The sequence below is a fragment of the Pseudoxanthomonas sp. P4_B2 genome (assembly GCF_056402315.1).
This window is the reverse complement of sequence record NZ_JBFUHQ010000002.1, coordinates 69,219-94,680: the sequence shown is the minus strand read 5'-3', so window position 1 is coordinate 94,680 and position 25,462 is coordinate 69,219. Positions and strand designations below refer to the sequence as shown.

Sequence of the window (25,462 nt, the reverse complement as noted above, 5' to 3'; positions counted from 1 at the left end):
TGCTCACACAACCCATTCCGGGTTCGGGCTCAAGCCCGTACGCTGCCACCTGCGCGGCCCCCTCCTCAAGCACGACGTCTCTTATGCTTTCACTCATACAGCGCGTTACCCAGGCCAGCGTCAGTGTCGAAGACCAGACGGTCGGCACCATCGGTCCCGGCCTGCTGGCCCTGGTGGCGGTGGAACCCGGGGACGGCGAAGCCCAGTTCTTGCGCATGGCCGAGCGCCTGCTTGGCTATCGGATTTTCGCCGACGCGGAGGGAAAGATGAACCGGTCCCTGGCCGATACCGGGGGCAGCCTGCTGCTGGTCAGCCAGTTCACCCTGGCGGCCGACACCCGCTCGGGCATGCGGCCCAGCTTCACTGCGGCTGCACCTCCCGACGAGGCTGAACGCGGTTACAACCGTCTGGTCGAAATATGTCGACAAAAACACCCGCCAGGGGTGGAAACCGGCCGTTTCGGTGCCCATATGGTTGTCAGTCTCACTAACGACGGCCCCGTGACCTTCCTGCTTCGGCCATGAAAATGGGCGGTGGAGGGCCGGGCCGGTGACTGTGCCCCAGCACGTTCATCACCGAGGTAAGGCCAAATCCCCGGCAGCGCGGTATAATGCTGGGTTCCCCATTCTCCTATTGCCGGTGGCGCAAGCACTGATGGCCAACGAACGTCCTGCCCAACAATCCGATATCAAGCTGCTGATTAGCAAGGGCCTGGAACAGGGCTACCTGACCTTTGCCGAAGTCAACGACCACCTGCCCGACGACATCGTCGATGCCGAGCAGATCGAAGACATCATCGGCATGATCAATGGCATGGGTATCGAGGTGCACGAAGTCGCACCCGATGCCGAAACGCTGCTGCTCGCCGGCAATAGCACGGGCAACCGTGAAGTCGACGACACCGCCGCCGAAGAAGCCGCCGCTGCGCTGACCCTCGATACCGAAGGCGGCCGCACCACCGACCCCGTGCGCATGTACATGCGTGAGATGGGTACGGTCGAGCTGCTGACCCGCGAAGGCGAAATCGCCATTGCCAAGCGCATCGAAGAAGGTCTCGGCCAGGTGCAGGCTTCGCTGGGTAGCTTCCCGTGGTCGATCGAACTGCTGCTGGAAGATTACGAAACCCACAAGGCCGGTAAGAAACGTCTGGCCGAGATCGTGGTTGGCTTCAACGACCTGATCGAAGAAGTGCCCGAGCCCGTGGTGGTCGTGGCCGCCGACGATGCCGAAACCGAAGACGACGAAGAAGAGCCCGCCGTCGAGGAAGAAGCCGAGGAAGCCGGCCCGACCGGCCCGGATCCGGAAGAAGTCGCGCGCCGCATGCAGGCCCTGGCCGACAGCTACGCCAAGTTCAAGAAGTCCTACGCCAAGAGCGGCGCCGACAACAAGGCCGCGGTCAAACTGCGCGCCGAGATGGCGGAAGTCTTCGTCACCCTCAAGCTGCCGCTGGCGCTGACCGACACGCTGGTGCGCAAGCTGCGCGAAGTGGTGCAGCAGATCAAGGACCACGAACGTCGCGTGCTGCACTTGTCGACCAATTCGGCCAAGATGCCGCGCAAGGATTTCATCCGCGCCTGGGAAGGCAACCAGACCAACCTGGGCTGGGTGGACGAAGTGCTGAAGCGCAAGCAGAAGTGGTCTTCCGCGCTGCGTGATGTGCGCGAGCAGATCATCGCCGAGCAGGAAGCCACCATCGCCATCGAACACGCGATGCACCTGAACCTGATCGACATCAAGGAAATCAGCCGCGCGATGGCCTACGGCGAAGCCAAGGCGCGCAAGGCCAAGAAGGAAATGGTCGAGGCGAACCTGCGCCTGGTCATCTCCATCGCCAAGAAGTACACCAACCGCGGCCTGCAGTTCCTCGACCTGATCCAGGAAGGCAACATCGGCCTGATGAAGGCGGTGGACAAGTTCGAATACCGTCGCGGCTACAAGTTCTCCACCTACGCCACCTGGTGGATTCGCCAGGCCATCACCCGTTCGATCGCCGACCAGGCGCGCACCATCCGTATTCCGGTGCACATGATCGAGACGATCAACAAATTGAACCGCATTTCCCGCCAGATGCTCCAGCAGTACGGCCGCGAGGCCACGCCGGAAGAACTGGCCAAGGAAATGGACATGCCCGAGGACAAGATCCGCAAGGTGATGAAGATCGCGAAGGAACCGATCTCCATGGAAACCCCGATCGGCGACGACGAGGATTCTCACCTGGGCGACTTCATCGAAGACACCAATGTGGAGTCCCCGATCGAGAATACGGTCAACATCAACCTGTCGGAAACGGTCCGCGACGTGCTCGCCGGCCTGACCCCGCGGGAAGCCAAGGTGCTGCGCATGCGCTTCGGCATCGACATGAATACCGACCACACCCTCGAGGAAGTCGGCAAGCAGTTCGACGTCACCCGCGAGCGCATCCGCCAGATAGAGGCAAAGGCGTTGCGCAAGCTGCGTCATCCCAGCCGTTCGGAACAGCTGCGTAGCTTCCTCGATATCGAGTAAGCGGCAACTGTCGACGCCTTCCGGGCGTCGACGCGGGCATTGACACGAAAACCAGAGGCCCCGCCAGTGCGGGGCTTCTTCGTTATAGGGTCCGCAGGACAGGTCCGGCCTCAGCCCAGGATCATGTCTTGGCGCTAACGCGGCCATGCCTACAATGCGGCGGCTCCCCCCAGCCCTGATTCGTGAGGAATAACGGTGCGCAGACGAGAACTGATCCTGGGCGGCCTGTCGTTGCCGCTGGCGACGATAGCCGGCAGCGGCTTGCTGTCGCCGCTGACGGCATTGGCCGCAGACAGCGGCACCGCATTCAACGACGACAGCGTGCCGGCCATGGCGCGGCAGTTGGCCGCCGTCCCTTTCCGCAAACCGCCCGCCGACCTGCCGCAGTGGCTGCAGGACATGGGCTACGACGAATATCGGGATATCCGCTTCAATCCGGCCCATGCGCTGTGGCGCAAGCAAGGTTTGCCGTTCCAGGCGGAGTTCTTCCATCGCGGTTTTCTGTTCAAGGACCGGGTACAAGTCTTCACCGTCGCCGCCGGGCGCGCCAGGCAGGTGGATTATTCCCCCGACCTTTTCACCTTCCGCGCTTCCGCAGTGCGCGGTCGCGCCGGAGCCGACTTGGGATTCGCGGGCATGCGCCTGCACGGGAAGATCAATCGTCCCGATTACTTCGATGAAATCGGCGCCTTCCTGGGTGCCAGCTATTTCCGCGCGCTGGCCAAGGGTCAAGCCTATGGTCTGTCCGCGCGTGGCCTGGCATTGAACACGGTCCGACCCGAAGGCGAAGAATTCCCGGTGTTCCGGGCATTCTGGATAGAAACTCCGGCGCCCGATGCCAGCGCGATCGTCGTGCATGCGTTGATGGATAGCCCCAGCGTTTCCGGCGCGTTCCGTTTCATGATCAAGCCTGGGGTCGAAACCGTCTTCGATGTGCAGGCGCGGCTTTATCCGCGCGTGGAACTGAGCTACGCGGGCATTGCGCCGTTGACCAGCATGTACGAGTTCGGCGCCAGCGATCGCGTGGGCGTGGACGATTACCGTCCTGCGGTGCACGACTCCGACGGCCTGGCGTTGTGGACCGGCGCGGACGAACAGATCTGGCGGCCCCTGAGTAATCCGGCCACCGTGCAGGACAGCGGCTTTCAGGATACGACGCCGCGCGGTTTCGGCCTGATGCAACGCCAGCGCGAGTTCTCCGATTACGCCGACAGCGAAACGCATTACGAAAAGCGTCCGAGCCTATGGGTGGAACCGGTCGGCGACTGGGGCAAGGGCGCCGTGCACTTGATCGAAATTCCCACCGGAGACGAATACCACGACAACATCGTCGCGTTCTGGCGCCCGACCGCGCCGTTGGCCGCAGGGCGCGAGCATCGCTTCGACTATCGCCTGCACTGGTGCAACGAACACAGTTGGAAGCGCGAATTGGCCACCGTCGCCGACACCATGATCGGCGCGGCGCCGCAACAAGGCCGGCGACGGGTGATCATCGATTTCAAGGGCGATGCGCTCAAAGGCTTGGACAAGGAAGCGGACATCAAGCCGGACGTGTGGTCCGGTGCGGGCAAAGTCCTCAATGCCGTCGCCCACCCGGTGGAAGCGACGGGCGGCTGGCGCATCGGATTCGAACTGGATCCGGCAGGCGCGCAAGCGGCGGAACTGCATGCGCGCCTGGTCCAGGGCACGCAACCGGTCTCGGAAACGTGGCTTTACCGTTGGACGGCGTAGACGTGATGCAGGTGCAGCCGCTCCCTTCCGCTGCCCACGAATCGTTGCCGACGCCATCGCCGATGCAGATGCCGGTGCAATCGCTGCGCGCCGGAGCACTGGATCCACGCGCGCTGCCCAGCGCGCCGCGCGGGATGTTCTGGCGGCGCGCGTACATTCTAGGCGGCACCGCTGCGCTGACCGCACTGGCGACCTACCAGATGTGGCGAGTGCTGCGCGTCGAAGGCCTGACCGTGTTGGAAGGTGTGCTGCTCGTATTGTTCATGGCCTTGTTCGCCTGGATCGCGCAATCGTTTCTGGGCGCGCTCGCCGGCTTCGTACTGGTGCTATCGCGCAACGGAGGCCAGCGGCTGGGAATAGATCCCGCCGCGCCATTGCCGTCGTTGCCGCCCTCGGCACGCACGGCCTTGCTGATGCCGGCGTACAACGAAGATCCGCACCGGTTGATGGCGGGCTTGCAGGCCATCTACGAGTCGTTACGCGATACCGGCCAGCTGGACCGCTTCGATTTCTTCGTGCTCAGCGATACCAACCGTACGGAAACCGCCGAAGCCGAAGTCGCCGAATTCCACGCTCTGCATGCGCACCTCGGTGGGCCGACGAATCTTTACTACCGCCGCCGCACCGACAACATCGAACGCAAGGCAGGGAACATCGCCGAATGGCTGAGGCGTTTTGGCGGCGCCTATCCGTACATGCTGATCCTGGACGCCGACAGTCTTATGACCGGAGACACTATCGTCAGGTTGGCCGCGGCCATCGATCAGCATGCGGATGTCGGCCTGATCCAGTCGCTGCCAGCGATCGTTAACGGCACCAGCTTGTTCGCGCGCATGCAGCAGTTCTCCGGCCGCGTCTACGGTCCGATCATCGCTAATGGCGTGGCTTGGTGGCATGGCGCCGAGAGCAATTATTGGGGACACAACGCCATCATCCGCACCCGGGCATTCGCCGAACAGGCGGGGTTGCCGGAACTGCCCGGCAACAAGCCTTTCGGCGGTCACGTGCTGAGCCATGATTTCGTCGAAGCGGCGCTGATCCGGCGCGGCGGCTGGGCCTTGCACATGGCGCCTGCGTTGCATGGCAGCTATGAGGAAGGACCGCCTTCGCTGACGGACCTGCTGGTCCGCGACCGCCGCTGGTGTCAGGGCAACCTGCAACACGCAGCCGTGTTGCGCGCGCGCGGTCTGCATTGGGTGAGCCGCTGGCATTTCATGATCGGCATCGGCCATTACTTCACTGCGCCCATGTGGGCGATGCTGATACTGGTCGGCATCGCGATTCCCTTCGAGCATATCGGCTTGGCCTCCGAGGGCGGTCTGCGTGCGGCGCTCTCCCCTGCTGCGTATTGGAGGTCGCTCGATCCTGAGCGGATCCTTTGGTTGTTCGCGGCCAGTATGGCCGCATTGTTCGCGCCCAAGGTGCTGGGCTATCTGGCCATGCTTGTGAATCCTGCGGAACGCCGCGGCTGCGGTGGCGCGCTGCGCGCGCTGCTGAGCGTGCTGATCGAAAGCGTACTCGCGGCGCTGATGGCTCCGATCGTGATGTACGTGCAGTCGCGCGGCGTGGCCGAAGTGCTCGCGGGCAAGGATTCGGGATGGGAATCGCAGCGTCGCGACGATGGCAGTCTGCCCTTGTCGGGATTGTTGAAGAGCTATGGCGGGCTGAGTTTCTTCGGGTTGCTCATCGGTATGTTGGCGCTGTTCGCTTCGCCTTCGCTGGCGGCCTGGATGGCGCCAGTGACCCTGGGCTTGGTGCTGGCCGTCCCCCTCGTTGCCCTGACCTCTGCACGCGCGCCCGGGCAGTGGCTGCGTAGGGCGAAACTGCTCAGCATCCCGGAAGAGACGGACCCGCCTCCTATCCTCAAGCGCGCCACCGTGCTGCGCCGGCGGCCGACATTGCCTGCACGGGACAGCGCGCCGGCGGCGTAGGGCCCGCCGATCAATCGCAGCCAGCCGACGAAAAGTGCGTGGCTGCGAATCGGCCAGTTACAATTGCCGTCTGCGACGGGCCCATAGCTCAATGGTTAGAGCAGAGGACTCATAATCCTTTGGTTCCAGGTTCGAGTCCTGGTGGGCCCACCAAAATGAAGTCCAAGGATGTCTAGTAAAGTCCAGGAAACACATAAAAACCCCGCAGATTGCGGGGTTTTTTGTCCGTACTAGTCCAATCAAGTCCACTTGAATCCAGCAAAAAAGTGAGTCAGGCTGTGAGTTACGGACTGGTCTCCAGTCGCTCTGACTCACAAATGGTTGACTCACATGCTGACTGATACCAGGTTGCGCTCTTTGAAGCCCCGCGATAGTGCCTATCGCATCGCTGATACGAATCGCTGATACGAATGGTCTGTGCATCGAGGTTATGTTACTTTCGCGCTGGATGCCGAAGGCAAGGTCGCACGCATAAGCCTGAAGCCGGTTTCACCGCTGGCCGATTTCAGCTACGACTATCAGGACCTGATGTTCACTCCCTCGGACGACAGGCGGGCTGGTGCGCCTTAGCTGTGAACATCGTGCCGGGACCGGTTCCCAGATATTTCTTTGGCTATGCGTCGAGGTAGCGAGCTGTGCCGGGCAGCGGAGATCAGCGCGGCAATCGATCACGTTTGCCGCAAGCGCCGGGAAAGCTTGGCCGCGTACAGCGCCGCGCCATAGTGCGGCTCGTGTATCGGAGATCGCAGTTCGAATGCCGGGCAGGCACGATGCAACGCTTCCTTGAATGGGGTCAGCAGCAGTTCGCCGGCGCTGAACGCGCCGCCCGAGTAGGAAAGCGGAATCGTTTCGCCGGCGCCGAAGTCGAGCGCGCGGCGCAGGGAATCGGCGATCTGGGCCAGCTCGTCTCCGGCCTGCGTGTAGATGTTCGCCGCGTTCGTGTCGCCGAGGTGCGCTGCCTTGGCCACCAGCAGGGAAAGCTTGGCGAAGTCGCCGCGGCTCAGAGCCTGCTCGCCGTATACGCGGGCGCAGATATCCAGATCGTTGCCCAGACCAAGTGCTTCGTTGAACACCGCATGCAACGGTCCTTTCGGCAGACGACCATCGCTCATGCGCGAATAGACATTGAGACCCTGTGCGGCGATCCAGTACGCCGAGCCCTCGTCCGAGAACGCCTCACCCCATCCGCCCGCGCGCGCTGCATCGCCCTGGCGCTGCCCGTAGCCGATGGAGCCGGTGCCAGCGACGATGTTGATGCCGTCCGCACAGGCCAGCGATCCTGCCCAGCCGCAGACCATGTCGTTGTCGCAGGCGTAGCGGTCGTGGCCTAGGAGCTCGCGCGGAATAGCCTGCAGTTTCGCCGTCGCGTCGCTGTCTTCGCCATAGGCGGGCAGGCCGAAGAACGCATGGCGGACGGCGTCGATTTGCACGCCGGCTTCCAGCAATATCTGGTCGATGCCGGCGCGGAGGATTTCGCGAACACCGTCCAGTCCCACCTGCGGATGATAGGTAGTCCCGTGCTGCGCTTCGGCGAGTAAACGGCCTTCCGCATCGATCAACGCGAAGCGCGTCTTGGTGCCGCCACCGTCCACTCCAAGGAAGCAATCGGGTGCGCTCATGGCGTGATCGAATGGATCCTGACGCCCTGCACGACACGATTCACCGTGCCCTGCTTGTTGGGACTGTCGGGCGACAGACCCAGCGCCCGCGAGGCGTTGAAGGCGTAGATCTGCGCGACGGCCACATACGGCCACAGCAGGTCGATGTCGCTCGCTGCGGACATACCGGGAACCAGCAGCGTGTCCGGCGTTTGCGGCTCGCGTCGCTGCGCAGCGACTTCGATGATCCGTGCCGCACAACCGTCCTGACGCAATTCGTCTAACAAATCGTGGTCATACTGGCGGGTGAGCGGGTCGTTGGAAACGAACACCATCACCAAGGTCCTGTCGGTGATGAAGGTCTTGGGCCCGTGCCGGAAGCCCAGCGGAGAATCGAAACAGGTGGCGACGGCACCATTGGTCAGTTCGCCGAGTTTCAGCGCCGCTTCGCGGGCCAGGCCCTGGAACAGGCCGCTGCCCAGATAGACCACGCGGTCGAAGCCGTGCAAAGCAAGCTCCTGCAGCAACAGTCGCGATTCGCTGATCACCCGTTCGGTCGCCAGCGTGATCGGTCCGATTCTGTCGTCAAGCGCCTGCGCACCGCTGAAGGCGAGCAGCGTGGCGTACAACATGCAGCTGAAACTGGAAGTCATGGCGAAACTGGTGTCGTGGGTCTCTTCCGGCAGCAGCAGGGTCATCGATTCGCGTGCCGGAACAGTGTTGAGCGCGCCTTCCGCATTGCACGTCACCACCAGGTGGCGCACGTCGCGGACCAGCGACTCGACCAGCGCCACTGCCGCCAGGCTTTCGGGGCTATTGCCCGAGCGGCCGAACGACACCAGCAGCAAGGGCTGCGCGGGATCGAGATAGAGATAGGGAGTGCTGACCAGGTCGGTGGTGGGCACCGCATCCACGCGCGCGGCTAGTTGACGGTCGAGTAGCGGCGCCAGGCATTGGCCGATGTAGGACGAAGTGCCGGCGCCGGTGAGGATGATGCGGGCACTGGGGTTGCCGGCGATGGGCGCGACGAAGGATTGGATCCGCTCGCGCAGGGCCGAGAGCAGCTCATGCGTCTGCTGCAGCATGCGCGGCTGCTGTTCGATCTCGCGCGCGGTCCAGATCGCACCCGAAGCGAGCAGATCCGCCTCCGCTACGCCCAGGTGTTCAGTGGTCTTGTTGGTCATGGCATGCATGGTAATAGTCGTCGAGTACGGCACCGATATGCGCCATGGCCAGGGACAGCGGGTCGTTGCTGGCGGTCCCGGTACGTAGCGCGTGCAGTGCGTGGGGAAGGAACTGGCTGATCAGCGAGATCGGCGGCGGATTGGCGCGCAGGTTGTCGAACAGTCGCTGGCGCGCCTGTTCGATGACCGGGTCGGGCCAGTAGTAGCGGATGCGGTCGCTCAAGCTGTACTGCAGATCGACGGCTAACGCGTGACCCTCGCTGTGGTAGTAGCGGCGCCAGTGCCAGGGTTGCTCACGCATGCGCTCGATGGCGACCTGACGCAGGTTGGAGCGCTGCGGCGCATCGATCCATTCGCGTTCGATCGCATCCAATGCCCACAGCGCTTCGCGCAAGGCGAAGGTCAGTCCCGGGCCGACTTTCAGAATGGCGAAGTGGTCGCGCACTAGCGCTGCGAGCGCGTCGCGGGTCTGGTAGTCGGTCGAATGCGCTTCGAACACCATGTTCGGCACGTCTTCTATCGCCTGGCTCAATGCGTATGCGGCGTCGGGCTGATAATCGATCACGCTGTGATGGTCGAATTCCACGCCGGGCTGCACTACCGAAGCGATGACGCGCTGCCATGCCGATTCCAGCCCGGCGGCGACGAAAGCATTACGATGCGCATCGATGGTGGTGAGCGCGTCCTTCGGCGTGGTGACCGCCAGGCCTTCTATCGATTCGGTCGCACCGCCCGGCACGGGCACCTCGGTACCGATCACGTACACCGGCGCTTCGCCGCCCACCTGCGCATGCGTGGTTTCCGCAGCCTGGCACAGGCGCACTGCGCGACGCACGATCTCCGCTTCCGGCAGCGGTTCCGGATCGCCGCTGCAGGCCATCGAACAATCCAGGTGAATCTTGCGGAAGCCGGCCGCCACATACGCGGCGACCATCGTCTCGGCCTTCTCCATGGCCGCAGCGGCATCCAGCGAAGTCCAGGGATTGGGACCCAGATGATCGCCGCCCAGCGCGATGCGCGCGCGGTCGTAGCCGACGCGGTCGGCGATGCCATGCACGAAGCGCACGAAATCCGCCGGAGTCATGCCGGTGTAGCCGCCCTCCTGGTTGACCTGGTTGCAGGTGGCTTCGAACAGTAAAAATTCCTGACCGGTGCGCTGCGCGTGGAACAAGCTGGCCTCGATGACGATGGGATGCGCCGAGCACAGCGAAGTCACGCCGATGGCGCACCCCTGTTTGTGGCTGGCGATGAGGTCGAGCAGGACGTGCATGCGAGGGAGATCCGGTCAGGTAAGAGGTGCAGCCGCGTCGCGCTCGGGTTCGAGCACCAGCAGCAGTGAAGCGATGAGGGCCAGGACCAGGCCGACGATCTTCAACGGCCCGGGGACGACGCTGGCGAAGATCAGCGAGAGCACGGCGGTCACCAGCGGCGCGCCTGCATTGGTCAACGGCGCGACCACGATCGCCTTGCCATGGCGGAAGGCGTAGACCAAGGTCAGCGCGCCGATGGCGTTGAGCAGCTGTATTCCTGCGGTCATCCACGGCCCGTCCAGGCCCAGGTTGATCGGTTGAGTGAAGTCGGTCATTGCCCACGCCACCGGCGCCAGCAGCAGCGCGCCCACGGTCATGTAGAAGAAGATGCTTTCGGCGCTGACCGTGTGGTTGGCCAAGCGCATGAAATAGGCCTGCACGCCCCAAGCCAGCATGATCAGCAGCGACTGCAGGAACCAGCCCAGGCCTTCGGTCGCGCCGCGGCCGAAAGACAGATCCAGCAGCGGCAACGCCACCAGCGCCAGCGCTATGCCCAGGGTGCCCAGCCAGCCGGTACGTTCGCGCAGCAACAGAAAGGACAGGGCAATGGTCACCACCGGCGACAGCGAGATGATGGGGAACACAAAGTACGCCGGCCCGATAGTCAGCGTGTGGAACAGCAGCATTTGCCCGCCCGCGCCCAGCAGGCCGATGGTCATGCCGTAGGCGACCGCACGCGGCGAACGCTCCAGTTTCCAGCCGTTTCGCCACAGTATGTATGCCGCCGGCGGGATCATGGTCAGCGCCCACACGCAGTACACCAACGTGTCGGGAAATCCGTGCTGGGCGGACAGTCCGGCCAACGCACCCCATACGCCCCACAACGCCACCGTGGCCAGTGCGAAGGCCAGCCAGGGACGACGGCGCGCGCGCGCCTTGTCGCCGATCGACGATGCACTCATGCGTTGCTTCCCGACGGCGTGGCCTGCAGCATCGCGAAGCGCTTGAATGCCAGCTTCAAGCGATTGGAGTCCGCTTCCACTTCGCCCAGATCCTGTTCGTTGAACAGGTCGCGCACCCGGTAGCGGCCCGCACCCAGACCGCGTAATTGCACGCTGCCGTTCCAATCGTCGGCATAGAAGGTGTAGTACATCGCTCCGTCCTTGGCGATGGCATGCGCTTCGGGCTTGTCGAAACCGATGTCGTAAAGCGTGCCCAGGTACTCGCCCTTGGGCAGCATGTGCTGCTTGTACAACCCCACCCACTTGCGCCACAGCGCTTCTCGCTCAGGCGTCAGCACATAGCCGCCAGGAGGCAGCGGCGCGGTGGGATGATCGGTGTCCTTGGGCCAGGTGAACTTGGAAGAGATCACCGCGCCGATGCCGACGCTGGAAGCGAAGTCGTCGCGTCCGTCCGACAGTTCCACGTGATCGCCCGCATAGCTGCTGCGGTCGCCCATCAATGCCTTGACCGACTTTCCCTTGCTGCGCACCTGCCAGGAAGATAAAGGATCGGAAGATGGATATTGATCGGTCGCGGGCAGGTTGTGGAAGGCGAATGCGGTGCCGCAGGGGCACAGCTCCACCACTGCTTCCGGGTTGCTTTCGTGCGCGGCTTTGTAGATGGCATTCCAGAACGTGGCCAGACCTTCGACCGAGTCGGTGGGATGCACGTGCTTGTGCGCGGGGTTGTAGCAGGGCGCCACCGCATTCAAATGCTGGCCGTCCAGCTTGAGCCCTTCGAAGCCCCACTCGCCGATGATCTTCTTCACCAGAGCCACGTAGAAATCGATGGTCGGCTGGTACGCAGGACACTGGGTCAGCGCGTTCCACCAGGTCACGGTCTGGAAGGCGCCGTTCTGGTCCAGCAGCAGCATGTCCGCATGCTTGTGCAGCACATCGCTGCCCGGATCGGCGGCCAGCGGCGCCAGCCACAGTCGCGGACGCATGCCTTGTGTGCGGATTTTCTTCACGAAATCGCGCATGTCCGCCTCGCCGCGCGGAAACTTGCGCTTGTCGATGCGCCAATCGCCCTCGTTGGTTTGCCAGCCGTCGTCCAGCACCGCCCATTCGAAACCCAGCTCGCGCGCCTTGGGCAGCGTGGCCAGGATCTGTTCGACATTGAAGTCGCGCTCGTAGCCCCACGCACACCAGATCGGCGCGAACGCAGACTCCGGCGGCTTCGGACCTTGCAGACCCTCGGCCTGCATGAACTGCCGGTACTGCTGCAGCGGCGCGAAATGGTCGCCGGTATGCACGGCCAGCAGCGTGCGTTCGGTCACCAGTGTCTGTCCCGGTTCCAGCACCGAAGTCTGCGTCGATTCGACCGCGATACTTCCGCCGCATGCGGTCTTGCGCACCGGCAGGTCCAGTATCCGCGCCACCGGCTCCACATGGCCGACGGCCAGGCCGACATCGCGGCGCCACAGATTGGCTACCGGGGTGCCGCCGCCGTAGTCGGAGGAATCCATGGACAAGGTGTTGCGCTGGTCGAAGTCGGTCTTCAGCGGCTGCACCCAGCCACGGCGGTCGGTGTGGGTGGCGCCGGAAAAACTCCAGAAGCCGCCCGGCGCTTCGGCCAGTTCATGGGCGCCGTTGCGCCAGCCGGCGATCTCAAGCTTGTCGGCGCCGTCGTTGCGGTAGCGGGTCTGCAACACGGCCATGCCGGGCAGGCGGTTGAAGAAAGTTACCGCGACCTGCTTCTCGATGCCGCGCGGGGAATGGCCGGTGACGATGAGCTGATGGCCAGCGCCGTGGCGCGGGTCGTCCAGAGCAAGTTCGTGCTGACCGGTCAGCGTGAAGTCTTCCACCGCGCCGTCGGCCAACAACAGGCTCTCGCTGGCCTGGAAAGGTGTGAGGGATTCGCCGCCCGATGCGAGCGCCGTATGCAGGCGCGCATCGAAGGAAAGCGTCAGCGCCCGATCCTGCACGGTCGCCGCGGCGCGGTTGCCGCCACTGATGGCCGCAGACTGCGCCCAGGGCAGGGTGGCCCAGGCGACTCCGCCAGCCACGCCGCCGGCCACGAGCTTTAACACGGTGCGTCGTCCCATCGGGGGCATGGCGGCATTCCGGTTGAGGTGCGGCGATTGTCCGCCATGGCTTCGGGTTGATGCAAGCGTTTTGTTGCGATATGGTGGTAATAAGTTTCGTTATCTTACTTGAGGCGATGCAATGACCGCACCTCCGCGCAACCTGGCCTGGTTCCTGATTGCCTGTCTCGTCTCCTTCTCTGCTGCCGCGGCCGCCCCCACACCGGCTGTGGCGAACCAGGCCACTGCCGACGACGCCTATTCGATGGCCGACTTCGCAAAAGTGCGCAAGTACGACGCGCATGTGCACTCCAATTCGAAGAGTGCGGCCTTCCTCGAGCAGGCCCGCGCCGACGGCTTCGAGCTGATGTCGATTAATGTCGATTACCCGGCGTTCCCCAGTGTGGCCCTGCAGCGCGACGCCGCGTTGGCGCTGCTCAGGGCGGATCCGCAACGCTTTCACTGGGCCACCACGTTTTCCATGCGCGGTTTCGGCACGCCCGGCTGGACCCAAGAGGTGGACGCAGGTCTCGCCCGCGACGCCAAACTCGGCGCCCGCGCGGTCAAGATCTGGAAGAACGTCGGCATGGTAGAGAAGGATGCCGACGGCAAGCTGATCATGCTCGACACACCAGGCCTGTCGCCGGTGGCCGACAAGATCAGCGCGCTCGGCTTGACCCTGATCGGCCACCAGGGCGAGCCCCACAACTGCTGGCTGCCCTTGGAGCAGATGACCACCGACAACGACCGCGAGTACTTCCGCAACCATCCCGAATACCACATGTACCTGCATCCGGATCAGCCCGGCTATGAGGACCAGATCGCCGCGCGCGACCGCTTCGTCGCCGCGCATCCGCAGTTGCGTTTCGTCGGCGCACACATGGGTAGTCTGGAATACGACGTAGACCGGCTGGCCGCGTTCCTGGATCGCTACCCTAACGCCAGCGTGGATCTAGCCGCGCGCATGAGCCAGGTGCAGTACCAGTCGATGCGCGATCGCAAAAAGGTGCGCGACTTCTTCATCCGCTATCAGGACCGTCTGCTGTACGGCACCGACCTGACCTTCGGCCCGGACGCGGATCCTGCGGAATTCAAGCGCGAAGCGCATGCAGTGTGGACCGCGGATTGGCGCTACCTGGCCACGGACGAAACCCAGCGAGTGGAAGTCCTGCACGCGGAAGTGTCGGGTCTGGCGTTGCCACGCACGGTGATCGACAAGATCTATTACGCCAATTCGGTGCGCGAATTCGTGCCGGCCAAGTAGCCCGCCAGTTCAGGCCAGCATCAACTCGAAGCCGAGCTGATGGCTGGCCTGACGGATCTCTTCCGGCGCATTGGTGTCGGTGATCAGCGCGTTGAGGTCGCTGACCGGGATGATCCGGTGCAGGCAGATCTTGCCGAACTTGGAACTGTCGGAAATGGCGACCACCATGCGCGCGGCCTCGACCATCTTGCGGTTGAGCATGGCTTCGGGTTCGTAGTGGGTGGTAATGCCGCGCTCCAGGTCGAAGCCGTCCACGCCCAGGAACAGCATGTCCACGTGCAGCGCGCCCAGTGCTTCCACGGTCAGTCCGCCATAGAAGGCCATGTTCTTGCGGCGCAGTTCGCCGCCCAGCATGACGATGTTGATATTGCTCTTGGAAGTCAGTGCGGTCAGCACGCCGAAATCGTTGGTGACCACCGTCACCTCGATGTTGGGCATCGCTTCGGCCAGCTGGATGGCGGTAGTTCCCGAATCGATGGCGATGGTGTCGCCGGCCTTGACCAGGGCCGCGGCGCGCTGGCCGATGCGGCGCTTCTCGTCCAGAAACACAGTGCGTTTAGCTTCGTAGGGCGGCTCGGTTGGCGTGCCGCCGACCACGCCGCTGTCGATCGCCCCGCCATAGGCGCGGGCCATGACCCCGCGGTCAGTCAGGTAGCGCAGGTCCTTGCGCACGGTTTGCATGCTCACCCCGAAGCGCTGGGCCAGCGCCGCGACCTGCACGCTGCCATGCTGGCGCACCAGCTCGCTGATTTGCAGACGTCTCTGGCTGGTGTCGCGGGTGACGATCATGGGGAGCTCCTTGGGGTGCGTGGAATTATCTGACATTTCGTTACATTTCGCTATTGATGCGAAACGAAATATGCGCTAGGCTCGGTTTCGTTTTGTTGCGCATGCCGGCCGTCCCACTCCTGAGGAGAACCCAGTGAAGCTTATTCAACCGCATCGGAACACGCTCTTTTGTGGCATCGCGCTGGCCTTGCTGATGCCCCAGGTAGGCCTGGCGCAGGACAGTGCGGCCAGCGCCACCGATGCGCAACAAAACGCGGCGGCCAGCGCCGAAGAAGTCGACACGCTGGAAACCGTAGTCGTCACCGGCGTACGCGGCAGCCTGGCGCGCTCGGTCGAACTCAAGCGCGAATCCGGCACCGTGCAGGATTCGATCACCGCGCTGGAACTGGGCAAGTTCCCAGACGACAACGTGGCCGATTCTCTCAGCCACATCACCGGCGTGGCCATTTCCCGCACCGCGGGCGGCGAAGGACAGAAGGTCAGCGTGCGCGGTCTGGGCCCGGAGTACACGCTCACCACCTTCAATGGCCGCATCCTGGCCACCGACGGCGCCGGCCGCGATTTCGCCTACGACGTGTTGCCGGCCGACGTGATAAGCGGCGCCGACGTGATCAAGGGCGCGCAGGCTGCGCTGACCGAAGGCGGCGTCGGCGGCCTGATCAACCTGCGTTCGGCCAGTCCTTTCGACGATCCCGGCCAACATGCGATCGTGCGCCTGGAAGGCGACCGCAATCAGATGTCTGAACTGGACGGACAAAAATTTTCCGCCGCCTACAGCAACACCTTCGCCGACAACACCTTCGGCCTGCTGCTGGGCGTGGTCTACGCCAAACGCAAGGATCGCACCGACATTGCCGGCAACGACGGCGGCTGGACCCGCAATCCCGACCCCAGCGATGCCTCGTGGTGGGGCAACGCCTGGGGCGGCAATATCGATCTGGATGACGACGGCGTGCTGGATCCGGACGAAGAGGGCTTGATCGCGCCGGGCCAGTTCCGGGTCGGTTCTATCTTGGAAGAGAAGAAGCGCAAGGCGTTCTCGGCCAAGCTCGAGTGGCGCCCCAACGACAACGTGCGCATCGTGGTTGACGGATTGAAGACGCGTCTGGATTCGCCGCAGGTGTCCTATCAGCAGTCCTACTATCCGCTGTTCGCGCCGGGGCGCTGGTCCGACATCGAAGTGCAGAACGGCATCGTCACCGGCTTCACTATGGACAACACGGATCCCGAGCTGCGGCTCAACCCGGAATTGCTCAACCAGACCGAGCACCGCGTGGTCGACACCGATCTGTACGGCGTCAACGGCGAGTGGAAAGCCACCGACAATCTGACCCTCACCGGCGATTTCTACCGTTCCACTTCCAAGCGCTATTCCGGCGGCCAGGACACTTATGTCGTCCTGCGCATGAACCAGCCCAACACCGCGCGCATCACCCTCGGCCCAAACGCGGTGCCCAACGTGGCGGTGACCTTCGACGATGGCCGCGACCTGATTACCGGTCTGGCCAATGGAGAGTTCGGTGGTTCGGACTTCAACACGCACTACATGGAACTGCGCGGCGACAACATCACCGACAAGATCACCGGCGGCAGCGTGGCCGGCAAGCTGTTCGTGGGTAAATGGAACCTGGACGACCTCCACTTCGGCGTCACCCGCACCGAGCGCAGCAAATCGCGCGACCTGATCAACAACACCCTCAATGGCGGCGCCGATTATTATTCCGGCGACAACGCCATCAATGTGGGCGAACTGGGCAACGGAGTGATCTCCAGCACCCTGCACTTCCCGCACTTCATGGATGGCGTGGGCAGCAGCTTTCCGCGCAGCTTCCTGGGTTTCGACGTGCCCAACTATCTGGCCCAGCTGGAGGCCTACAACGGCCACTTGCGTCCTGACGGCAGCGCCTACGACTTCGCGAATGCCGCGCCGGCGTGGAACCCACTGGAAAGCTATCGCGTCAGCGAAGACACCAACGCCTTCTACGTTCAGGCGGATTTCTCGGGCGACCGTTGGAGCGGCGATGTCGGCGTGCGGCTGGTCAAGACCCGTACTCACGCGCAGGCCTGGGATGCCGAAATCCTGAGCATCACCGAGAACGGCGCGTTCAACTACACCGCCGACTACGCAGAGCCCACGCCCATCGTGCAGGACTCGGACTACACCTTCGCGCTGCCGTCGGCCAACTTCATCTGGCGCTTTACCGACGACCTGCAACTGCGCGTGGGCGCGGCCAAGACCATGGCGCGCCCGCCGGTGGACAAGCTGGCGCCGACCAACACTACCGCCAGCGTGTCGTGGGGCGAGTTCACCCAGATCTACGGCGGCAACGCCAATCTGAAACCGTACAGCGCCAAGCAGGGCGACGTTTCGCTGGAGTGGTATTTCTCCGAGCAGTCCATCATCAACATCGCCGCGTTCTACAAGCGCATCGAGAACCAGATCACCACCAGCTGGGAGCCGGGCCAGGATATCGGCGTGGGCCCCATCGTCGACGCCAACGGCGTTCCGATCACCACCGGCCCGACCCTGTTCAACGTGATGCGCCCCATCAACGGCGACTACGCCAAGGTGCATGGACTGGAATTCGGCCTGCAGCACTTCTGGGATAACGGCTTCGGCGTGCGCGCGCAGTACACCCGCAACTGGTCCAACAGCTGGGTGGGCGATGAGAAGCGGCCGCTGGAAGGCATCGCGCCGGCCACTTACTCGCTAGGCCTGATGTACGAAAAAGGCAAGTGGTCGCTGGGCGCCAATGCCGACCATACCGACGGTTTCGTCACCGCCATCAACGTGCTGGGCGCCGGCTACAACGAACAGGCCGATGCCATCACCTGGCTCACCGCGCATGTGTCGTACAAATTCAACGACAGGTTCAGCGTCAGCCTGGAAGGCCAGAACCTGCTGGACGACGAACAGACCTACAGCATCAACGGCAATCCGCTGCTGTCGCAGGGTTATTACCGCTATGGACGCTCGGTCAATCTGGGGGTCAGCTACCGGTTCTAGGCCGCAGTCGAAGTTGGCCGCCCGGCGCAGCAAGACGAAGGCTCCCTGCGAAGGGAGCCTTCATTCTCCCCCGATTGCTATGGAGGCCAGAAAATGTTCCGAAAGATATTGTCCGCAGCGATGGTGGTTGCGATCTCCGCGTCGTTCTCCGCCCACGCGCAAACCGCCGAACTCCGACCCAGCGGAAAGTTCTCCGTGTACGGTGGTGAGGCCGCGGCCACTCCGCCGATGGGATGGAATCCCTGGAATGCCTTCCGTACCGAAGTGGACGAGGGCAAGATTATGGCCAATGCCGACAAGATCAAACATTCCGGTCTGGCCGCCGCCGGTTACCGCTACATCAACCTCGACGATGGCTGGTGGCTGAAGCGCGGCGCCGACGGACGGATGATCATCCGCACTTCGATCTTTCCCAGCGCCGCCACCGGGCCCGACGGCCAGACCAGCTTCCGGCCGCTGACCGATCGGCTGCATGCGATGGGTTTCAAGGCGGGCATTTATACCGATTCGGGCAAGAACAGCTGCTCGCAGCGCTGGGATCCGCAGAGCCCCAACCTGCCCGAGGGAACGGTGCTGGAACGCGAGGTCGGACTTGACGGCTACGAATACCAGGACCTGCGCCTGTACTTCCAGGAGTGGGGCTTCGACTATGTGAAAGTGGATGCCTGCGGACTTGCCGACTATGGGCGCGACAACGCACCCGTCGTCGCTGGGCAGTACGAGGAATTCAAGCCGCAGTTCACCCGCGAGCAACCCGACAGTTCCGACCTGGACGGCGTGGAAACGCGCTATGCCAGGATCGGCCGGCTATTGAAGGAACTCAATCCCGATGCCGACGCGGTGCTGGCCATCTGCGTATGGGGCGAGGCCGATTCGCGTCGCTGGGGCGGCATGCACGGCAATCTCTGGCGTACCAGCGCCGATATCGAACCGACGTGGGAAAGCCTGCTGCACAACTTCGACAGCGCCGCCAAACGCGAAATGTACGCGGGCCCCGGACGCTGGAACGATCCCGATATGTTGGCCATCGGTCTGGGCGAGTTCGACGGCAATCACCTGACCGAAGCGAAGACGCATTTCTCGCTGTGGTCGATCCTGTCGGCGCCGCTGTTGATAGGCTTCGATCTGAACAAGGCGCCGCAACCGATCCTCGAGATACTGCTCAACCAGGAAGTGATCGCGGTCAATCAGGATCGTGCAGGCAACCAGGGCGCGATCGTGCACGACGACGGCAAAGTGCAGGTGCTGGTGAAAACCCTGGCCGGAAGCGGAGAGCGGGCCGTGGCCGTTTTCAATCGAGGGGCAGATAACGCGGACGTAGTCGTGACCTGGAAACAACTGAAGCTGAAACCCGGCACCGAGGCGAGCGTGCGTGACCTATGGATGCATAGGGATCTTCCTCCCGGGCTCGACAAGCTTCTGGTTTCTGTCGCCCCGCGCGAGACCCGCATGTTCAAAGTCGTCGGGGACGCCCTGGCGGGCGACGGCTATTTCCTGACCGAAATGCTCGGACGGATCAATGTTGCCGCCGACGGGGTAACTATTGTCAACCCGGACGTAACTACAGCATCGGGCGGCCCGCGGGCCGACTTCACTCCGCAAGGTGGTCAGATCAGTTTGACCGGTCGTCGCCAAGACTATGGCATTGGAATTCAGGCGAACTCGCGACTGGAAATTCTGGCGAAAGGGCAATTCAGCCGTTTCACTGCCATGGTTGGCGTGGATGACAGCTCCCCGGATACCGATGACCGGGTGGTTTTCAAAGTCTATGGTGACCGCAAGTTGCTGTTTGAGAGCAGCCCGCTGAGCCACGGTGCTGTGCCCGCCAAGGTCGACTTAAAGGTCTCGGGCGTCGAGATTCTCGAACTGATTGCCCAAGGCACCGCAGCGACAAGCGGTCCCTTATTGATTGCTTGGGGGGAGGCAAGACTGCATTGATTGGCGAGCATGCGCTATCAACGAAAGCTAGCCGAACTCAACACTTGCGATGCGTAGATGGCGGGCCCATGGCGCATCGCGCGCTTGCTCGATGCCACGCTTGTTGCCCGGTGGAATGTCTGCTTTCGACCCAAAGCGGACACCGCCAGTCTCGGTCTCCGCTTAGCCAACGTGGTGAGTAGCTGAATTACTCGGCCACGCATCATCAAAGGTCATGATCAAGCAGGCAGTCGATGAAGGCGCGGAGTGCAGGAAGAAGGCATCGCTGAAAACAAGCACGCTATCCCCCGCGTGGAACGAGAGCGAGCTAACGAGCGCAGGCGGTTTCATGGGCGTTCCACTTTCTGCGACAGTGCTTAGCTTCGTTCGGGGCTACCGAGGAGACGCTGCAAAACCCTACTATTTCTCACACAAATCAGTTGGGTACCATGGCCAAAAACCTCGTCGTAAACAGCATCCGATTGAGCGAAACATTGGCATGGCGGCTGGTGGGATGGACACTCACGTTGGCGGTCCCCTCAACCGTCGCGCACGCGCAGGTTGCAACCGACATTAGCCGCGCACCGACGCTGACGAACGAGCGATATTCGGAGGATTGGTCCAAGCTCCGCGACCCCGCTGCGCGCACAGGTCGTTGGACCGAGCCCTTCAAATACATCCCCCTCACGGAGGACGGCTGGGCCTATCTCACGACCGGCATCGAAGTGCGGTCGCGCTATGAAGGCTATTCAAATCCGAATTGGGGGGCTGCGCCGGATGACGATTACGTGTGGAACCGGGTAATGCCCTATGTCGATTTACATGCTGGGTCGGTACGGTTCTTCACGCAGCCCATCTATTCTGCAATCGCTGGCACCGAGCGCGTGCCGGTTGCGGCCGATACGAACGGGACCGATATGGTCCAAGCGTTCGGGGAATTGGATGTCGCAGTTGCCAACAACACTTCGCTGCGGGTTTCAGCCGGGCGCAAGCTGGTATCACTGGGGGCGGGCCGCTTAATCGACACCCGCTACGGGGTGAACGTCCCGCTCGCATTCGACGGCGTTCAAGCGGTCCTAACCAGCCCGACGCGCCAGCTAACCGCGCTTTATATGGAGCCAGTCGAAAACCGGCTGGGTGATTTCGACGATCGCACGTCGCGGCAAAAAGAAGTTTGGGGTCTTTATGCGACGCAATGGCTTAGCAAAGACAAGGCGACTGGATTCGACATTTACTATCTCGGCTTTCGGGACCGCAATGCCATCTTCGATCAGGGCGCTGGGCGCGAAGTAGTCCACACCGTCGGGACCAGATTCTTCGCCAACAGCGAAACTTGGTACTGGAATATCGAAGGTGCTGTTCAGCGCGGCACCTTCGCGGATAAGCGTGTGGAGGCTTGGGGTATCGGCGGCGAGATCAGATACCGTTTCCCCAACGCACCACTCCGCCCCGAACTTGCCCTTACAGCCGACGTAGTCTCTGGCGATGATGATCACGATGACGGAGAGCTGGGAACCTTCAATCCCCTTTTCCCGCGCGGTAAATACTTTGCTTCGCAGTCACCGGTGGGTGCTCGCAATATCATCCATTTCCACCCCTCGATTACAGTTCATCCGCACCGGAGTCTGGCCGTGTCACTGACCGGGGTTGGATATTGGCGTGAGAGCACAGGCGACGGCATCTATTCCATTCCCGGCTTCCTGGTGCGCAGTGGCCAGAATAGCGATGCTCGATTTGTCGGCACGCAGATCGAGCTTGCCGCCTCTTGGCAGGCGACGCCGGAGCTAACCCTTGCTGCCTCGCTCAGCACCTTCGAGCCTGGACGCTTCATTCGCGAGACTGGTCCGTCGCGAACGGCGAATGTCGCGGGACTGATGGCGACTTTCCGCTTCTGACGGCGACCGGCCGCGGACGCTGGAGATCGTCCCAAAACGTGGTCCTAACCCCAGAGCGTTCGCCTCGGGATCTTACGATGGTCTGAGCGGCGTTCCGTTCTCTGCGACACAGATTAGCCGTATTCCTGACTACAAAAGGCCGGCTCGCATCACCATGCTATTGGCATCGGGTGTCGCAGCTTCATTACTGGCATGGCGCGCCGCCCACAAACACAGGAGTAAGGAGCAAACCATGATTGACCTAAACGGCAAGCGTGCGCTGGTCACGGGAGGATCTCGGGGGATCGGGTCCGCAATCGTCTTAGCGCTTGCTGAAAATGGCGCAGACGTTGCTTTCACCTATCAGCACTCCGTCGATAAAGCTGGGCAGATCGCCAAGGCCATCGAGAGCAAGGGGCGTCGCGCCTTTGCGATTCAAGCCGACAGCGCGGATCCAGGAGCCATCGCACGCTCGGTGAGCGAGGCCGTCTCAGCCCTGGGAGGCTTGGATATTCTAGTCAATAACAGCGCGGTGGGCCTTAGCGGCATGATCGCCGATATTGACCTGGATGCTTATCAGAAGATGATGGACATCAATGTGCGGGGCCCAGTGCTGTTTGCGAAGGCAGTTATTCCGCATCTCACCGAAGGCGGACGAATCATCTCGATAGGTTCGGGCTTGGGCGAGCGGGTGCCGTTTCCAGGCGTCACTGCCTATGCGATGTCCAAGGCAGCGCTAACATCCTTCACCCGCGGCCTTTCGCGCGAACTCGGTCCAAAGGGGATCACTGTCAATCTCGTGCAACCCGGGTCGACCGATACGGATTCAAATCCAGCCGATGGCGAAGGTGCTGACTTTCAGCGCAACATGACTTCATTGGGCCGCTTCGCCGAGCCGCGGGAGGTCGCCAATGCAGTGGTGTTTCTGGCCAGTCCCGCTGCAAGCGTGATAACGGGCGCCATCCTAACCGCCGACGCCGGCGCAATTGCCTGATTACACAAGAGGCGACAGTCTCGCAGTTCGGCGTAATTCGCCACGCCGCCGTGACCTGTCCTTTCGCTGACATAGCCCGCGGAAAGGCCGCGAGCGTCAGTGCAAGTCCCTCTCTCCGCGACGGCAGCGTTGCGCAATCCGCGACACAGTTGCGCAGAGCCTCTCACTACTCCCGTTATCGGAAGTGAGATAGCTTTCAACGTCTACCATTTGAACGAATGAGGGGATGCAAGTCATGAAAAAGCTCGTGAAATCCGTAGGCAATGTCGCGGACGCCACTGCGGTTCAGTCTGACATCCAAGAAGTATTGCAGACCTACGAGACGGCGCTAAATGCGTCGAATGTCGACAACGTGCTGGCCGTGTTCGCACAGGACGGTGTTTTCATGGCCCCGAACAACCCTTCCACCGTCGGAGCCGATGAAATTCGGGCTGCCTACACCGGCATTTTTCAGGCGATTACTTTCGATACCGAGTTAACAGTCGAGGAGATCGTGCAGGTCGCTCCGAACTGGGCGTTCGTCCGGACGAGCTCGAACGGGCATGTGACCGTGAATGCGATCAAACAGCGCGTCCCCGACGCCAACCACGAACTATTCATCTTCCAAAAAGGCGATGACGACGCGTGGAAGATCGCGCGCTACTCCTTCGCGACTACGAACCCGCTCCCTCAGTGAACTGCTGGCGTAACTTGACCAGCATGACGAGATGATTGGTGTCGCGCAGAGTGGAACCATGGCACCCTCACGCCTTAGCACCGCATACCTAGGCGGCACGACTCTGCTTCGAGAGACATCGCGTGTTCAATTCTTGCCTTCGGGAACGACGAAAGCACGTAGCTCTGCCATCTTGCCCTGACGGAATCGCCACATGTCGCAGTAAGAGTGGGTCGCGCTGACCCCGTCGATTTCTACCTGGATGGTGCCCAGTGCAGCTACTAAGTCTCCCTCGGCGATTAATTCTGCAACGGTAAACTGGGGCGGGTCGATGTAGTTCCGGAGCATCCATTCGCGCACCGCCGATTTGCCTCTCAGGCCGTGCTGGCCCACGGTTGTCCAAACCAGGTCTTCCTGGCAGTGGGATAGGAAGCCTTCGTGATCGCCTGCCCTAATGGCGGCATTGGCCTGTTCTAAAGTCGCCTTGTTCTGATCTGACATCGAAGTGTCTCCTAGGAGGACATGCCCCTAAGTTGAATGGAGAGGATAAGGATCTCCAATAGGCGCGATTTCATACTCAGGAATGCCTCCCCTCGAACGCACGCGCTCAGCGGGTCCTGCCAATAATGGGGGGTTCTTGGTCAGAACATTCGATCAGCAGATCGATGAGGACTTGCACTTTGCGCGGCACAAGCGGCCCAGGCGGGCGAACTACATAAATACCTGCCGGCGGCGGTGGATGGCGCGTCATGACACGGACTAGCTCGCCGGAAGCGACATACTCTTCCACAATGGGATCAGGCAGTGCAGCGATGCCAACTCCCGCAAGGGCGGCCGCCAACAGTGCCGCACCATTATCGGCCTTGAAGCGGCCACTCGGGTGGATTGTGACGACCTGGTCGCCGTCCACCAGCTGCCACGATTCGGTGCCTTGCATAAGCGCCTGGTGAGCGAGAAGCTCTTCGCCAGTCTGAGGTGCACCGAATCTCTTAATGTATTCGGGGCTCGCCACATAGCTACCGAACAACGGAGCGACTCGGCGCGCAATCATGCTTGAATCAGCCAATGTGCCCACTCTAATTGCGCAGTCGAAACCTTCCCCCACAAGATCGGAGAACCGATCGCTATACGCTGCGTGTATCTGCAGTTCGGGGTGGCGGCGAGCCATGATGGCAAGCACCGGCGCGAAATGTGTCGGTCCAAAAGTGAGCGGTGCTGCGATTCGCAAAAGCCCGCGCAATTCACCGGTGGGAAACATTGTTTCTTTTGCCAGGTCGATCTCTGCACACGCTTTCTCGGCGTGCGGCCGAAGTATGCGGCCAGCCTCGGTGAGTGCAGCGCCCCGGGTGGTCCGAGACAGGAGCTGGGCGCCAATCGCCTCTTCAAGGCGAACCAGGCGCCGGCTTACGATGGATTTCGAGATACCAAGACGTCGCGCGGCCGTCGACACGCCTCCGGCATCAGCAACTTCGACAAAGGTCCTCAAATCCTCAATGTCCACTTGGCGCTCCTGATCGGCGACACAGTTTTACAACAATCAACGCAAGCAACGCGCTGCCTAGCATTGTTTGTCCTGCACTCTACCAAGTTCTTTGAAATTTATAAGCACGTTCCTGATGTAGCGACACTGTTTCGCGCCACTCGGGACTACCGTGGCACCGGGTGAGATGGCACTGTCCCACCAAAGCGGTTTGGGCGTCTACGCCACTCAGTGATTGGACTCGACACGCCTCAG

The 25,462-nt window shown here is 62.2% G+C and carries 19 protein-coding genes and 1 tRNA gene; 12 read left to right on the top strand and 8 right to left on the bottom strand.

Features of this window, described 5'->3' with window-relative positions:
- Positions 1–83: 83 nt before the first annotated feature.
- The 6 genes from dtd (at position 84) to AC1DTQ_RS04950 (ending at position 6,737) form a co-directional block, all read left to right on the top strand.
- Positions 84–524, top strand: a complete 441-nt coding sequence (dtd, locus tag AC1DTQ_RS04975) for a D-aminoacyl-tRNA deacylase (protein ID WP_477848433.1) — start codon at positions 84–86, stop codon at positions 522–524.
- A gap of 130 nt (positions 525–654) precedes the next feature.
- Complete coding sequence (rpoD, locus tag AC1DTQ_RS04970; RefSeq protein WP_477848432.1) at positions 655–2,505, top strand: RNA polymerase sigma factor RpoD; 1,851 nt, start codon at positions 655–657, stop codon at positions 2,503–2,505.
- Between the two features lie 195 nt (positions 2,506–2,700).
- Positions 2,701–4,236, top strand: a complete 1,536-nt coding sequence (locus tag AC1DTQ_RS04965; RefSeq protein WP_477848431.1) for an OpgD/OpgG family glucan biosynthesis protein — start codon at positions 2,701–2,703, stop codon at positions 4,234–4,236.
- Positions 4,237–4,241: 5 nt separating this feature from the next.
- The gene (gene mdoH / locus AC1DTQ_RS04960) at positions 4,242–6,167 is read left to right on the top strand and encodes a glucans biosynthesis glucosyltransferase MdoH (protein ID WP_477849125.1); all 1,926 of its coding nucleotides are present in this window, start codon (positions 4,242–4,244) and stop codon (positions 6,165–6,167) included.
- 77 nt (positions 6,168–6,244) lie between these two features.
- Positions 6,245–6,320: transfer RNA gene (locus AC1DTQ_RS04955), tRNA-Ile, on the top strand.
- 264 nt (positions 6,321–6,584) lie between these two features.
- Entirely contained in the window at positions 6,585–6,737 is a 153-nt protein-coding gene (locus AC1DTQ_RS04950) for a hypothetical protein (protein WP_477848430.1), read from the top strand.
- A gap of 98 nt (positions 6,738–6,835) precedes the next feature.
- Here AC1DTQ_RS04950 and AC1DTQ_RS04945 read toward each other — a convergent pair whose 3' ends face one another.
- Genes AC1DTQ_RS04945 through AC1DTQ_RS04925 form a run of 5 tightly spaced genes read right to left on the bottom strand, consistent with a single transcriptional unit; the run spans position 6,836 to position 13,257 of the window.
- Entirely contained in the window at positions 6,836–7,786 is a 951-nt protein-coding gene (locus AC1DTQ_RS04945) for an N-acetylglucosamine kinase (RefSeq protein ID WP_477848429.1), read from the bottom strand.
- The gene (locus AC1DTQ_RS04940) at positions 7,783–8,949 is read right to left on the bottom strand and encodes an SIS domain-containing protein (RefSeq protein WP_477848428.1); all 1,167 of its coding nucleotides are present in this window, start codon (positions 8,947–8,949) and stop codon (positions 7,783–7,785) included. The genes AC1DTQ_RS04945 and AC1DTQ_RS04940 overlap by 4 nt, the downstream gene beginning before the upstream one ends.
- Entirely contained in the window at positions 8,930–10,219 is a 1,290-nt protein-coding gene (locus tag AC1DTQ_RS04935) for a D-tagatose-bisphosphate aldolase, class II, non-catalytic subunit (protein ID WP_477848427.1), read from the bottom strand. Before AC1DTQ_RS04935 ends, AC1DTQ_RS04940 begins: the two co-directional genes overlap by 20 nt.
- A 15-nt stretch (positions 10,220–10,234) precedes the next feature.
- Positions 10,235–11,161 carry an EamA family transporter gene (locus tag AC1DTQ_RS04930; protein WP_477848426.1) on the bottom strand — a complete coding sequence of 309 codons (927 nt, stop codon included), beginning with the start codon at positions 11,159–11,161 and terminating at the stop codon, positions 10,235–10,237.
- A complete protein-coding gene (locus AC1DTQ_RS04925; RefSeq protein WP_477848425.1) occupies positions 11,158–13,257 on the bottom strand; it encodes a glycoside hydrolase family 36 protein in 2,100 nt (699 codons plus the stop codon). The genes AC1DTQ_RS04930 and AC1DTQ_RS04925 overlap by 4 nt, the downstream gene beginning before the upstream one ends.
- A gap of 112 nt (positions 13,258–13,369) precedes the next feature.
- Between AC1DTQ_RS04925 and AC1DTQ_RS04920 the strand changes: the two genes are divergently transcribed.
- Positions 13,370–14,491, top strand: coding sequence for an amidohydrolase family protein (locus AC1DTQ_RS04920; RefSeq protein ID WP_477848424.1), 1,122 nt, complete (start codon positions 13,370–13,372; stop codon positions 14,489–14,491).
- A gap of 9 nt (positions 14,492–14,500) precedes the next feature.
- Here AC1DTQ_RS04920 and AC1DTQ_RS04915 read toward each other — a convergent pair whose 3' ends face one another.
- A complete protein-coding gene (locus AC1DTQ_RS04915) occupies positions 14,501–15,280 on the bottom strand; it encodes a DeoR/GlpR family DNA-binding transcription regulator (RefSeq protein WP_477848423.1) in 780 nt (259 codons plus the stop codon).
- A 133-nt stretch (positions 15,281–15,413) separates the two neighbouring features.
- On the opposite strand from AC1DTQ_RS04915, the gene AC1DTQ_RS04910 reads away from it, so the two are divergent.
- From AC1DTQ_RS04910 to AC1DTQ_RS04890, 5 genes are all read left to right on the top strand, one after another.
- Complete coding sequence (locus tag AC1DTQ_RS04910; protein WP_477848422.1) at positions 15,414–18,287, top strand: TonB-dependent receptor; 2,874 nt, start codon at positions 15,414–15,416, stop codon at positions 18,285–18,287.
- A 93-nt stretch (positions 18,288–18,380) separates the two neighbouring features.
- Positions 18,381–20,225 carry an NPCBM/NEW2 domain-containing protein gene (locus tag AC1DTQ_RS04905; RefSeq protein ID WP_477848421.1) on the top strand — a complete coding sequence of 615 codons (1,845 nt, stop codon included), beginning with the start codon at positions 18,381–18,383 and terminating at the stop codon, positions 20,223–20,225.
- 428 nt (positions 20,226–20,653) lie between these two features.
- Positions 20,654–22,099: an alginate export family protein gene (locus AC1DTQ_RS04900; RefSeq protein WP_477848420.1), complete on the top strand. Its 1,446-nt coding sequence runs from the start codon at positions 20,654–20,656 to the stop codon at positions 22,097–22,099.
- 232 nt (positions 22,100–22,331) lie between these two features.
- Positions 22,332–23,072, top strand: a complete 741-nt coding sequence (locus AC1DTQ_RS04895; RefSeq protein WP_477848419.1) for an SDR family NAD(P)-dependent oxidoreductase — start codon at positions 22,332–22,334, stop codon at positions 23,070–23,072.
- 235 nt (positions 23,073–23,307) lie between these two features.
- The gene (locus tag AC1DTQ_RS04890; RefSeq protein ID WP_477848418.1) at positions 23,308–23,748 is read left to right on the top strand and encodes a YybH family protein; all 441 of its coding nucleotides are present in this window, start codon (positions 23,308–23,310) and stop codon (positions 23,746–23,748) included.
- A gap of 126 nt (positions 23,749–23,874) precedes the next feature.
- Here AC1DTQ_RS04890 and AC1DTQ_RS04885 read toward each other — a convergent pair whose 3' ends face one another.
- A complete protein-coding gene (locus AC1DTQ_RS04885) occupies positions 23,875–24,228 on the bottom strand; it encodes a nuclear transport factor 2 family protein (protein WP_477848417.1) in 354 nt (117 codons plus the stop codon).
- 106 nt (positions 24,229–24,334) lie between these two features.
- Positions 24,335–25,228, bottom strand: a complete 894-nt coding sequence (locus AC1DTQ_RS04880) for a LysR family transcriptional regulator (protein ID WP_477848416.1) — start codon at positions 25,226–25,228, stop codon at positions 24,335–24,337.
- Positions 25,229–25,462 lie beyond the last annotated feature (234 nt).